Source organism: Wenyingzhuangia aestuarii, from assembly GCF_011927765.1.
Classification (GTDB): Bacteria; Bacteroidota; Bacteroidia; order Flavobacteriales; family Flavobacteriaceae; genus Wenyingzhuangia; species Wenyingzhuangia aestuarii.
The window spans coordinates 1-13,762 of sequence record NZ_JAATJG010000010.1 but is presented as its reverse complement, the minus strand read 5'-3'; the positions used below and the strand labels follow the sequence as shown (position 1 = coordinate 13,762).

General features: G+C 31.5%; 11 protein-coding genes. 4 read left to right on the top strand and 7 right to left on the bottom strand.

Features of this window, described 5'->3' with window-relative positions:
* Window positions 1-55 precede the first annotated feature (55 nt).
* The 6 genes from GGR97_RS10305 to GGR97_RS10280 form a co-directional block, all read right to left on the bottom strand.
* Window positions 56-1,597, bottom strand: coding sequence for a SusD/RagB family nutrient-binding outer membrane lipoprotein (locus tag GGR97_RS10305; protein WP_167898438.1), 1,542 nt, complete (start codon window positions 1,595-1,597; stop codon window positions 56-58).
* Window positions 1,598-1,623: 26 nt separating this feature from the next.
* Window positions 1,624-5,001, bottom strand: coding sequence for a SusC/RagA family TonB-linked outer membrane protein (locus tag GGR97_RS10300; protein ID WP_167898437.1), 3,378 nt, complete (start codon window positions 4,999-5,001; stop codon window positions 1,624-1,626).
* 72 nt (window positions 5,002-5,073) lie between these two features.
* Window positions 5,074-6,057, bottom strand: a complete 984-nt coding sequence (locus tag GGR97_RS10295) for a FecR family protein (RefSeq protein WP_167898436.1) — start codon at window positions 6,055-6,057, stop codon at window positions 5,074-5,076.
* A gap of 105 nt (window positions 6,058-6,162) precedes the next feature.
* Window positions 6,163-6,744 carry an RNA polymerase sigma factor gene (locus GGR97_RS10290; RefSeq protein ID WP_167898435.1) on the bottom strand — a complete coding sequence of 194 codons (582 nt, stop codon included), beginning with the start codon at window positions 6,742-6,744 and terminating at the stop codon, window positions 6,163-6,165.
* Between the two features lie 84 nt (window positions 6,745-6,828).
* Window positions 6,829-7,593 (bottom strand): M90 family metallopeptidase, encoded by a 765-nt coding sequence (locus GGR97_RS10285; protein ID WP_167898434.1) that lies wholly within the window; start codon window positions 7,591-7,593, stop codon window positions 6,829-6,831.
* 81 nt (window positions 7,594-7,674) lie between these two features.
* Window positions 7,675-8,691, bottom strand: a complete 1,017-nt coding sequence (locus tag GGR97_RS10280; protein ID WP_167898433.1) for a glutamine synthetase beta-grasp domain-containing protein — start codon at window positions 8,689-8,691, stop codon at window positions 7,675-7,677.
* A 247-nt stretch (window positions 8,692-8,938) separates the two neighbouring features.
* On the opposite strand from GGR97_RS10280, the gene GGR97_RS10275 reads away from it, so the two are divergent.
* On the top strand, window positions 8,939-10,126 hold the full coding sequence (locus GGR97_RS10275; protein WP_167898432.1) for an AIR synthase related protein: 1,188 nt from the start codon (window positions 8,939-8,941) through the stop codon (window positions 10,124-10,126).
* A 69-nt stretch (window positions 10,127-10,195) separates the two neighbouring features.
* Complete coding sequence (locus tag GGR97_RS10270) at window positions 10,196-10,612, top strand: hypothetical protein (RefSeq protein ID WP_167898431.1); 417 nt, start codon at window positions 10,196-10,198, stop codon at window positions 10,610-10,612.
* On the opposite strand, the gene lpxK is transcribed toward GGR97_RS10270, so the two are convergent.
* Window positions 10,607-11,626 (bottom strand): tetraacyldisaccharide 4'-kinase, encoded by a 1,020-nt coding sequence (gene lpxK, locus GGR97_RS10265; protein WP_209272359.1) that lies wholly within the window; start codon window positions 11,624-11,626, stop codon window positions 10,607-10,609. The genes GGR97_RS10270 and lpxK overlap by 6 nt on opposite strands.
* An 88-nt stretch (window positions 11,627-11,714) precedes the next feature.
* On the opposite strand from lpxK, the gene GGR97_RS10260 reads away from it, so the two are divergent.
* Both GGR97_RS10260 and GGR97_RS10255 read left to right on the top strand, forming a co-directional pair.
* Window positions 11,715-12,809, top strand: a complete 1,095-nt coding sequence (locus GGR97_RS10260; RefSeq protein WP_167898430.1) for a Nif3-like dinuclear metal center hexameric protein — start codon at window positions 11,715-11,717, stop codon at window positions 12,807-12,809.
* 5 nt (window positions 12,810-12,814) lie between these two features.
* Entirely contained in the window at window positions 12,815-13,588 is a 774-nt protein-coding gene (locus tag GGR97_RS10255; RefSeq protein ID WP_167898429.1) for a zinc ribbon domain-containing protein, read from the top strand.
* The last annotated feature ends 174 nt before the right edge of the window (window positions 13,589-13,762 follow it).

Below are 13,762 nucleotides of genomic sequence, written 5' to 3'. Positions count from 1 at the left end.
TTATAATTTTAGAGCAAGTCTGTTTGCGGTAAGGCAAACAGACTTGAATTTAATTTTATTTTAACAACCACATTACTTGGTTAATTTCATCAAAACCACCAAACTGACGATCTAAGGCTTTTATTAAGTTTTCTTGATTGTAACTTGTTTCTGTAGTAGGATACAACCATCTTACAGGAACAGCAGACTTATTATTATCATTTAAACTTGTATTGACATTGATTGGAAATATTGGATATTGATTTCTTCTATATTCAAAATAACTAGACTCTGAATCTTGCATAAAATTTAACAAATAGCGTTGCATCCAAATTTGTTTTAATTGCGAATCTACATCACTTTTAAAAGCAGCATCACCTGTAAAATACCCATCAACATAGGTTTGATCTATCACCACACCATGGCTTGCTCCCACACTACGTCCTATAAATGATTCTAAAATACTTTTTACCCCTTGTTGATAATACGCTTGGGCAGCTCCTGTAGCAATCCATCCTTTAATAATTCCTTCTGCTAAAATAAATTGTTGCTCTGCATAGGTGATTAACATTCTTGGTTCCGAAGCATTTTCTTTTAAATATCTTTCATTTAATAAAGAATACACATTGGCATTGTGATTGGCATTCATTACCGCATATTCTACAGAAGTATCTACTCCTACGTAAGCATCAAAATCATCTGCTGTTTTTCCTGCTGTTATTTCTGCTGTTATTTCTGCACCTGCAGGTTCTCCAAAATAAAACAAACGTCTGTCTTTTAATTTCTTTAATTCATCAACTAACAAAGCACTTAAAATGGTTTTGCTTGTAAATAAATCTTTTGTTCCCGATAAAGGATGAGGGTTTAAGGTTGAATATTCCAACCCAAAATAACCTGTTGTAACAGTTAATAAATTTCCTTCGGATACAATTGAGGCAAATCTATCTTTTACATCAACAACACTATTCCCTACTTTTTTACTTAAAGTCATCAATACTTTTAAAGCAAAAGCGTTGGTTGCTTTTCTCCATTTTTCAGGATTTCCGTTGTATGGAGTTGGATCTCCATTAAAAGTTACACCATTTTCAAAATACTGATCGGCTTCTTTTAATTCTTCTAAAATTTGTTCAAACACAAACTCTTGTTCATCATAAGCAGGTTTATAAACTCCAGACTCTCCATTTCCCGTTTCACTATAAGGAATATCTCCCATTTCCATAGTTAATTTGAAAAATAAGTAAGCTCTAGCAAACTTTGCTACACCTTTGTAAGAACTTTCCATAGGACTACCTTCTGCATATTCTAATAGTTTTTCTACAGTTGGTAACACCGTCATTAAACCAAAACTCCCATTGCTTAAATTATTGTATTGAGTTCCCATTTGCCCTTCATTGGCATATCCTACATATTTTGCCAAGGCATTGTCCGAAATGTAAGATTTTGCATCTTTTCCGTTAAATTCTGCTACTTGCAAAACCACATCTGTACATAACATAGAAGCACTTACCACTGTGGTTGTATTAGGATTTGTGTTAATATCTTCAAACTTTGTACAACTTGTAAGTAACAATACAAAAACTGCTACTACACTACTATATATTTTATTTTGAATGTTCATTTTTAACATTTTTAGTCATTAATAAATTAAAATGTTGCTTTTACGTTTAGTCCTACATAACGAACTGAAGGATCTGAAAAGTTTTCAACTCCTCCATCAGGATCCGAGAACTTAAATTCTTTTGACCACAATAATAAATTCTGTCCTATAAAAGACACCGATGCTTTTTTAGCTCCAATAACGGACGATGTTTTTGTAGGTAAATCATAGGTAAGAGACAATTCTCGAATTTTAAAAAACGTAGCATCTTTGGCATCTAAAGTAGAAGGACTTCCACCCCAAGCTGAATTTTTATGTACTCTGTTGATATATTCTTTGTAGGTTACTGCCACATCATTAGGAGCAAAAACTCTATCATCTGTGACAATATTTCCGTAGTTATCATAAGTCGCATTTCCTGAAGTAACCATCACTCCATCTCCAACGTAATTACTTGTTCCTGGATTGTTAGCATCTAAAAACCTCTCTGACACCACAGATTCTGGATGATTCCCAGATCTCCACATATAAGCCTCGGTAGTAGAAGCTATAATTCCACCCATACGACCATCAACAGAAACACTTAATCTAAAGTTTTTGTATTTTAAAGAAGTATTCATTCCCCAAATAGCATCCGGGTCTGAATATCCATACAGTGACTTGTATTTAGAATACACCGGCAATCCGTTACTATAAACTACATTTCCTTGAGCATCCTTTTCAAAATCATTCAACACAAAATGATCCACTCTTTCTCCCTTTTTTACCCAAGGTTGATCTACTGAATAAACGGCATCTAACTTGGTGTAATATCTAGCATATTTAGACCAGTTTAAAGCCATTTCCCATCTCCAATTTTTAGTTCTTACAGGAATTACACTAGCAGTTAATTCTACTCCTTTTCTTGTAATTTCTTCATCTGTATTTACATAGTTAGACGTAAATCCAGAAGCTGAACTAATATTTGCTTGTTTTAAAAAGTCGTAGCTTCTTTTTTCATAATAAGTTGCATCAATCTCAAATCTACTCTTGTAAAAATTTATAACAGTTCCTATTTCATGTGTTGTAGAGCCTTGTGGTTTCACATCCGTTCCACGAATAATAGCTGGGTATGATGCTGAGTTTAAACCACCCCATGCACTATTGGTTACACTATATACTGAGTTGATACTATAAATTCCAGGAGGTGTTTTTGATGTTGACCAAGAACCACGAACTTTCCAAAAAGACAACCAATCTGTTTTTGGTAACAATTCCGACAAGACCAAACTTGTAGAAACCGACGGGTACATGTAAGAACGACTTGAAGAGGGTAAAGTAGAACTCCAATCGTTTCTTATAGTTCCTTCTACAAACAACGTATTTCTCCAAGAAGCAGCCAAACGTCCATACACACTATTTACTTGCCTTTTGTTTAAAATAGATTTAACACTTGCAGGATTTACGGATGCGTTTAAAGAATAATATCCTGGAATGCTTAAACCTCCTTTGGTCATAGCCTCAATACCTTCATCTTGCATGTAAAAAATAGATCCTCCTACAAATCCATCAAGAACCACCTCTTTTATTTTTTTGTTTGCTGATAAAATAAAGTCACTAGTAACACTGCTTCCTTTGCTCAATCCAACATTGTAAGAACCTTTTTTAGATTCTCCCCAAACTTGGCTTCCTCCTTTTACAACGGTAGAAACTCCAGCTCCTTGTAATGAACCTACAGATATCTGAATTTCTTCTTGATTGTTGTATGTATCTAAACCTGTTCTAAGCGATGCTTTTAACCAAGGTGCTAATTCATATTCTAAAAACAACGAAGCATTAAAAATATTTCTATTAATGCTATGTGTTCTTTCATATCTATCAAAATAAGGGTTGTTGTTGGTAGAAGTATAACTATTATTTTGAGATTCATTTTCTACCAACCAATAATCTTTGTAGTCCCTAATATCATAATCTGGAGAAGACCACACCAATAAATTGTACATAGGATCGTACCCTGTATACCCACTAAAACCAACGTTTGGTGAGTTTTGATGATTGTAAGACATATTTGTTGATAATTTAAATTTATTCAACTCCATTTCTCCTCCTAAACTATATGTAATTTTATCAAACATAGAATTTGGATATTGTCCTTTGTTTTGAACCCAGGTAACAGATGATCTTAAACTTCCTAATTCTCCTTGATTGATAACACTTAAACTATTGTTAGTAACATAGCCTTGTTCTAAAAAATTCTGGAAATTATTTTTTCCTGTAGGTAAATAAGGTTTTTCTTGATAAGATTTTGTCAATGGATCCCACTGAATCACATTTTGTCCAGCCATTTCTGGTCCCCAAGAACCTTGTCCCTTAGGATTATATATATTAGTACCACTGTTCACCAATCGTCCAAAGGTAGATTGCATTTTTGGAATGGCTAAAAAACCACTGCTCAACATAGCTCCTGAATTTAACGATACTGAAATCCCTTGATTTTTACTTCCTTTTTTGGTGGTAACCATAATGGCACCATTTTCTCCTCTGTATCCATACAAAGCAGCGGCTGTAGACCCTTTTAACACGCTAATTTCTTCAATATCATCAGACGATACATCTCTTAAACTCATATTACCAAAAGGGATTCCATCAATCACCAACAACGGAGTTTCTCCCCTAAGTGAAATTTCTGGTTCTGCTGAAAATTCGGTGCTGTTTTTCACCAATAATCCCGAAACTTTTCCTGTAAGCGAAGTCGCTACATCTACTCCTTTTACCGTTTCTAGAGTAGTTCCTTCTACTTTTTGAACAGCATATCCTAAAGCTTTTTCTTCTCTTTTTATTCCCAAAGCAGTAATAACCACTTCGTTTAATATGTTGCTTTCCTCTTCTAAAACAACCGTATAAAAATTACCTAAAACTGTATTTATTTCTTCTGATTTATAGCCTATAAGAGAAAAACCTAAGACTGATTTTTCATCAACACCTATCATAGAAAAAGTCCCATCTAAATCTGTTATCACTCCATTATTTGTGTTTTTGTTTAAAACAGTAACCCCAAACAAAAGCTCTCCAGCCGTGTTTTTAACAACTCCTGTAATTTTATTTGGAACTGATTTTTGATTGATTTTATGTTTTGTAACATAAACCACATTTCCAATAATATTGGTAGAAATTTGATAACTAGTTTGCAAAAAATTAAAAAATGAACTTATTTTTTGCTTAGATGTAGTTATTTGAATTTTCTGATTCTCATCTATTTCTTGATTGTTATAGGCAAAAGAAAAAGAAGTTTGTTTTTCTATGTCTTTAAAAATAGAGACTAAAGTTCCTGTGTTAACATTAATAGTATTTGAATCATTTTGATTCGTTTGTTGTGCCGAAAATGTCCAACTCAATAAAAATGAGATAAAGAAACATAGTTGGTTACGGCAAATAAAATTTTTCATAAATTTGTGTTTGAATTAAAGTTTAGAGGAGTGTTTAAATCTATGCCGGCAAGCTGATTACTCTCCTCTTTTTTAGTTTTGATAAATCTTGATTGTTTTTTCGTCTATTTTGTCATATCGTATTGGGGTTAAAATTTGTAATCCTTTTAATATTTCTTCTAAGGTCATCGTATTATTATACTGAACGGTTAGCAAACTACTTGTGTTAATCTTTTTAGAATTGTACTCAAAAACTACATTGTATCTACGTTCTAAAACTTTTAAAACTTGTGCTAATTTTGATTTTTTAAACACCAGCTTTTCTTGATTCCATAATAAACTATCATTAAAATCAACTGAATTTTTTATTTGAGTATTCTTTAACTTATCAATCAACAACAAGTTATTTTGTGTCAAAAAAGTAGTATCTACTCTTTTGTTGTAGACCTCTACACTTCCTTCTTTTACATGTACACTCGTAAAATCATTATTATTATAAGAAGAGATGTTGAATTTAGTTCCTGTAACTTTTAATAAATTGTCACAGAAATTCACCTTAAAAGGAGCTGTTTTATTTTTATAAACTTCAAAATAAGCCTCTCCTTGTAATATTAGATTTCTATGATTGGTAAAGTTTTTTTGATAAGACAACGTAGAAGCACTATTCAACCAAATTTTAGTACTATCTGGTAATACAAACATTTTAGCAACCTCTCCTTTAGCAACTGTTAAGGTTACAAATGCTGAAGCATTGTTTTGAAATAAGTAAGTAATTCCCAAAACCAATAAAATAGAAGCAACAGCAATATATTTGTACGGAATTAATTTTCTTGTTTTGGATTTCAATTTTTTCTTTTCAGAAGCAAAGCCTAATTCTTTGGTAATTTTATCCCAAACCAATTGTTGTTTAGGCAATTCCATAATATTTGATTCCATTGCGGTGCTCCACTTTTGTTGAAACCATTCTTTTAATTCCTCATTTTTTGAATCATTTAACAACTCCCAAAAAGCTTGTAATTCTTTTTCAGAAGCAGTTCCATTTTCAATTTTCTTTTTATAATCTTCTATCAATTTCATCTAAACTATCTGCTGTTATGTTACACTAGTAATAGCTTGAAATGGACAAAAACACCCAATAGAGAATGGTTAACAAATAGTTAAGTAAAGAGAAAATCTATGTTATTAGAATTGTTTAAAAAAAAGCAATATTGTTAGCAAAGACATGCTGTTCATTTCTTTCTTTAGAATGGTTAAAGCACGATTCATGTGGTTTTCTACAGTTTTAGGAGCTATATGTAAATGTTCTGCTATTTGATCTGTAGACCAACCATACATGCGTTTTAATTCAAAAACATTCTTAACTCTTTCTGGTAATTTAGATAATATTGTTGTGTACGTTTTTTCTAAATCCTCTGAAAAAGCATCATTTTCAACCAAAGAACTTTTGTATTCTAAAGCCTCTGTACTTTCTTCTAACTGATAAACAATTTGTTTTCTTAAAGACTTTAATGCTAGGTTTTTAGCAATGGTAAACAAATAAGATTCAAACGATTTTTCTACATCTAAATCTTCTCTTTTGTTCCAAAGAATGACAAAAGTTTCTTGAACCACATCATCAGCATATGTGGATAAGTTTAACGAATTTAAAAAAGCATAAATTTTTGAAAAATAGTAATTGTATAAGATTTGAAAAGCCCGTTGATCAGAAGTTTTGACTCTTTTTATCAAATCAATTTTATCAATATTTTTTAAGGTATTATGCATACCAACAAATTAAATACTAATTGATTAAAGATATATTCAACATTATATTACCTTATAGTTAACAACTAAAAAAAAAATTCCGTTTTATTTCTTTCCTAAAAAACACAATTCCATCATTTTATACAAATCAGGATGTTTTACTTTTAAAAGTTCTGGTCGTTCAAAAAAATATTCAGCAGCTACTGCAAAAAACTCCTGTTGATTTGTTCCTCCATAGGCTCTAATATCCGATTGATCATTATTAATAGCTTCCATCCCTTTGTGAATTAAATCTAACCAAGGAATTAGATAGGTATTTGACAATAATACACTTGGGATTCCATCTGTATCACCATCAAGCATATCTATCAAATGAACAAATTCGTGAATACCCGTGTTACTCTTATCTGTTTTATTACTAAAACCGTGGTGTAAGGCTTTTCTAGATAATATCACTTGATCATTAAATCTTCCTGTACCCACTAAACCTCCAATATTTCTAGCTCCTTCTGTATAATTTAACTCTTTGTTAAAATAATCTGGATACAAAAGAACCGTAGCTAAGTTTGAATATGTCCAATCTTTAAAATAAAACACAGGAATTACAGCACTTGCAGCTACTAAAACAATGTCTATATCCTCTAAGTTAAAACCTACAGCTTCTATATAAGTCTCTTTTAAAAAGGTGTAAACTCTTTCTCTAAACAACTTTCTTTGCGATTCTGTTTTTAACTTTTCATAAAATAAGACATTTGCTAACAACAAATTATGCAAGTCTTTAGGAATTCTTTTGCTTTTCTTAGAAGTAGAACTTCTATAGCTATACATACCCAATACCAAAATAAATGCAACTACTAAAAATAAAATCATGCGCTAAAACTAATCATTAATTTCGATAAAAAAAGCCCTGCAAAAAATTGCAGGGCTTTTAAAATATTAGAATGCTTCTAATTATTTAATCGGTTTTACCGTTTTAATAATACGTGCAGCAATTTTGTATGGATCTCCGTTTGAAGATGGACGACGGTCTTCTAACCATCCTTTGTATCCTTTTTCTACAGCGATAATTGGAATACGGATAGATGCTCCTCTATCAGAAACTCCCCAAGAGAAGTCAGTGATTGCAGCAGTTTCGTGCTTACCAGTTAAACGTTGTTCGTTGTGCTCACCATAAACATCGATGTGCTCTTTTACTACTGGACGGAAAGCTTCACAAATTTCAGCATACTTTTCTTTAGAACCACAAGTTCTTAAAATAGAGTTAGAGAAGTTAGCGTGCATTCCAGATCCATTCCAATCAGTATCTCCTAATGGTTTTGGGTGGTACTCAATGTACATTCCACGACCTTCAGTTAAACGATCTAATAAATATCTAGCAATCCAGATTTCATCTCCTGCTTTCTTAGCTCCTTTTGCAAACAATTGGAATTCCCATTGTCCAGATGCAACCTCTTGGTTGATTCCTTCAAAGTTTAATCCAGCTTCAATACATAAATCAGCATGCTCTTCAACTAAATCACGACCGTGAGTATATCTACCACCTACTGAACAGTAATACATTCCTTGTGGAGCTGGGTAACCACCTCTTGGGAATCCTAATGGTAAATCAGTATCGCTATCCATAATAAAGTATTCTTGCTCAAATCCGAACCAGAAATCATTATCATCATCTTCAATTGTAGCACGTCCGTTAGATTCATGTGGAGTACCATCAGCATTTAATACTTCAGTCATAACTAAATAACCGTTGATACGTGCTGGATCTGGATAAATTGCAACTGGTTTTAAAATACAATCAGAAGCTCCACCAGAAGCTTGTTTTGTAGATGAACCATCGAAAGACCAGTTTCCTAATTCTTCTAATGTTCCTTGAAAGTTATCGTGTTCTTCAACTTTTGTCTTACTTCTTAAGTTTTGAGTTGGAAAATATCCGTCTAACCAGATATACTCTAATTTAATTTTAGCCATAATTTAAATATGATGTTAATAAATTTTATTTTATCTCTTAAAGGACACAAATATATAATATTTATTCTATTGAACAATTATAATTCTACGTATTTTTACGTAGTAACAACAATTTTTCAACACCAAAGATTTAACACAGTTTTCTTTATGATTTTTCGCAGTTTTAATGTTATTTAGTTTTTACACTTCTAACTAAAATCAAATACCTAAATTTGCAAAATCTATTAAAAATATTTAATCTATATATATGAGTTCTGAAGTAAGTAAAAGATATAGCCAACGTGGAGTATCCGCTTCTAAAGAAGATGTACACAACGCAATTAAAAATGTTGATAAAGGTTTATTTCCTAAGGCATTCTGTAAAATTGTTCCTGATTACTTAACAAATGATGATGATTATTGTTTGATTATGCATGCCGATGGAGCTGGAACTAAATCTGCTTTAGCTTATATGTATTGGAAAGAAACAGGAGATATTTCTGTTTGGAAAGGAATTGCTCAAGATGCGTTAATTATGAATATTGATGATTTATTATGTGTAGGTGCTACAGATAATATTATGTTATCATCAACTATTGGACGTAATAAGAATTTAATTCCAGGAGAAGTTCTTTCTCAAATTATTAATGGAACAGAAGAGTTACTAACCGAATTAAAAGAGTTTGGTGTTACTATTCATTCTACAGGTGGTGAAACTGCCGATGTTGGAGACTTGGTAAGAACTATTATTGTAGATTCTACCGTTACAGCTAGAATGAAACGTAGTGATGTAGTAAACAATGCCAATATTAAACCTGGTGATGTAATTGTTGGACTAGAATCTTTTGGTCAAGCTACTTACGAAAAAGGTTATAATGGAGGAATGGGATCTAACGGATTAACTTCTGCTAGACATGATGTGTTTCATAAATATTTAGCTGAAAAATATCCTGAAAGTTATGATGCAGCTGTACCAGAAGAATTGGTCTATTCTGGAAATACTAAATTAACAGATCCTGTAGAAGGTTCTCCTATTGATGCAGGTCAATTAGTATTATCGCCAACAAGAACTTACGCTCCTATTATTAAAGCTATTTTAGCTAAATATACACCACAAGAAGTACACGGTATGGTACACTGTTCTGGAGGGGCTCAAACAAAAATTTTACATTTTGTAGAAAACCTACACATTGTAAAAGACAATATGTTTGATGTACCACCATTGTTTAAATTGATTCAAGAAAATTCTGGTACAGACTGGAAAGAAATGTATCAAGTATTTAACATGGGGCACAGAATGGAAGTATACGTTCCTGCTGAAATTGCAGAAGACATTATTGCCATTTCAAAATCTTTTAATGTAGATGCTAAAATTATTGGTCGTGTAGAAGCTCCTAAAACAGAAGGAACTAAATCTTTAGAGATTTCTAGTGAATTTGGAGTTTTTAACTACTAAAAAACTTATACAATCTTAAAAAGCTATCTATAAATTTATAGATAGCTTTTTTTATGAAATTACTTTATTATGAAACCAGAAATAGAAAACTACATCAACAATACCCTTAGTAAAATTGCCATATTAGATGAACCTAATGTTGCTTTTGAGCAAGTTGAAATTTTAGAATACAGAACACATTACGAAAACGGTTCTATTTTTACCCATCAAAATGGAGATAATTATGCACTAGCGATACTAAATGCAATTACAGAAGAAAGCTCTTTTAAAGTTTCTAAATTCATAAAAAAGACTAAAAATCTTAGTATTAAGAACATTCAAGATGAATTAGAAAATCATTATTTAAAATGTTACATAACTGGTACTTCTAGTGAATATGTTAAATGGGAAAGTGGAGATTTAGGAACCGCTTTTTTACAAGTAGATGAAGACAAAAAAACAATCACTCCTTGTTTTATCAATTTAACAGCAAAAGAAAGATCATAACCCTTTCACAAAATTTAAAATCTGCTGATCAAAACTTGATTTATGATTTAGAAAACAAGTTTCAATAGGCAAGTAATACAATTCAGAAATTTCGTTTTCTAAACGGACATAGTCCTTTTCTGTTGTTATTATTTTACTGTGCTTTGCTTTTTCTTTAATAGTAGTTAACTCTTCTTCTGTAAAATGATGATGATCTGGAAAATCTAAATGCTCAAATGTAGCTCCCAAACTTTCTAAATAAGCTACTAAAGGTTTGGGCTTTGCTATTCCTGTAATTAAAACTAGCTTATTTTCAATAAATTGATTCAAAGCTATTTCTTTAAAACCTAAAACATTAGCTCCATAACCAATTTTGGTAAAATAAACTTGCTGATGCTTAGCCGGACGAACCCTTTTTATAATTTTGGTTTGCTCTTTTTCTGATAAATGCTCAGGACACTTAGTTATTACAATGCTGTTTGCTCTATTTTTACCCCACCATAATTCACGTAAATTCCCTGTAGGCATCATAAAATCATTGTAAAATAAGCTATCGTAAGAACTTAATAAAATTTGATAGCCTGCTTTAATTTTTCTGTGTTGGTAAGCATCATCCAACAAAACCACATCGGTATTGGGTTGTAACACTTTTAGTTGTTTAACTCCTTCCACCCTATTTCCATCAACTGCTACATGTATTTTATGAAATTTTTGATGGTATTGAAAAGGTTCATCACCTAAATCTAACACTGTAGATTCAGAATTTCCTAATACAAAACCTTTACTTTTTCTTTTATAACCTCTACTTAAAACGGCTACCGAATAATTATTTTGTAATAAACGAATTAAATATTCTATTTGAGGAGTTTTACCTGTCCCCCCCACACTTAGGTTACCTACTGTAATTAAAGGAAGATCAAATTTGGTAGCAGTCAACCATCCAAAATCATACAGTAAATTCCTAACAGATACAATAACTCCATAGAGCACCGAAAAAGGAAATAAAAGAACTCTTAGTATTGTAATGAAACGCATGGTCTTATTTAGGAATGAATAGTGCATTCAAAACTAAAACAATTCCGTTCTACAAACAACAAATAGAACAAAATCTGTATTTTTGAGTATGAAAATTAAAGATATTACTAGCTATATAGAAAAATTAGCTCCTTTGGCTTATGCAGAGGATTTTGACAACGTTGGGCTTTTGGTAGGAAACTATGCTACAGAGGTTACTGGAGTTTTAGTAACCCTAGATACATTAGAAGAAACCGTAGACCAAGCTATTAAAGAAAATTGCAATTTAATTGTTAGTTTTCATCCTATTGTTTTTGCTGGATTAAAAAAATTTAACGGTTCTAATTATGTAGAACGAGTGGTAATGAAAGCCATTAAGAACGATATTGCTATTTATGCAACCCACACAGCTCTTGACAACTCTTTTAACGGAGTTAGTGCTAAAATGTGTGAAGTATTACATCTAAAAAATAAAGAGGTCTTAATTCCGCAAAAAGGAACTATTAAAAAACTGATTACTTTTGTTCCTACTGATAAGGCTTCTAAAATTAGAGAAGCACTTTATAATGCTGGAGCAGGAAGTATAGGAAACTATAGCAACTGTAGTTTTAATACAGAAGGTATTGGAACTTTTAAAGGAAATGATGATTCTAATCCTGTTGTTGGAACAAAAGGAGTTTTACAAGAAGAACAAGAAACGCAGATAGGGATTACATTTTCTAAACACTTAGAAAGTGAAATTCTTTCCGCATTGATCAAAACACATCCGTACGAAGAAGTTGCATACGAAATAACAACTTTAGAAAATGTGAATCAACATATAGGAATTGGAATGATTGGAGAATTAGAAACTCCCCTGAATACCTTCGATTTTTTAAGTTACGTAAAACTAAATATGAATACAGAATGTATTAGACATTCAAAACCGTTACAGAAAAATATACAAAAGGTAGCTGTGTTAGGAGGTTCTGGTAGTTTTGGTATTAATGCAGCCATAGCTAAGGGAGCAGATGCTTATATTACGGCAGATTTTAAGTATCATGAGTTTTACAAAGCAGAGGGTAAACTATTAATTACGGATATTGGACATTATGAAAGTGAACAATTTACAAAAAACTTATTAGTTGATTATCTTAAGGAAAAATTTCGTAATTTTGCAATCATTTTATCGAATAAAAGTACAAACCCAATATATTACTCATAGTTATTATGGCAGTTAAACAAGAAGTATCTGTAGAAGACAAGTTAAGAGCTTTATATAATTTACAATTAATTGACTCTAGAATTGACGAAATCAAAAGCGTTCAAGGAGAGTTACCTTTAGAAATAGAAGATTTAGAAAGTGAAATTAGTGGGTTAACAGCTCGTATTGAAAAGTTAAACCAAGATGTTACTAACTTTCAAACTGAAGTTGCTAATAGAAAAATTAGTATTGACGAATCTAAAGAGTTAGTTAAAAAATATACAGAACAACAAAAATCTGTTCGTAACAACCGTGAATTTGATTCTTTAACTAAAGAAGCTGAATTTCAAGAATTAGAAATTGAACTTTCTGAAAAAAGAATTAAAGAAGCGTACGCTAGAATTGAGCAAAAAAAGGAAATAGTTGCTAAAACTACTGAAAAATTAAACTCTCAACAAAGCCATTTAGATCATAAAAAATCTGAATTAGATGCTATTTTAAAGGAAACTGAAAATGAGCAAAATGAGTTAAAGGAATTATCTGATAAGATGGCTGAGAAAATCGACAATCACTTATTAGTAGCATACAGAAGAATTAGAAATAGCGTTAAAAACGGTTTAGCTGTTGTTGCTATTGAAAGAGGTGCTTCTGGAGGTTCTTACTTTACCATTCCACCACAGGTTCAAATTGAAATTGCTAGTCGTAAGAAAATTACTATTGATGAATATTCTGGTCGTATTTTAGTAGATGCTGCTTTAGCAGAAGAAGAAAGAGAAAAATTAGCTGCTTTCTTAAAATAAGAAAAACGTTATAATCTATAAAAAAGCCTCATTAAGTATATACTTAATGAGGCTTTTTAGTTTACAATACTTAAATGGCTCAATCACAAAAGTTGTGTGTGAATTAGGATAGTTTTAGTTTTGAGGTTTAAATTTATTCGTATTGGAACTTACTTTAGACCTTTTAAAACTTAT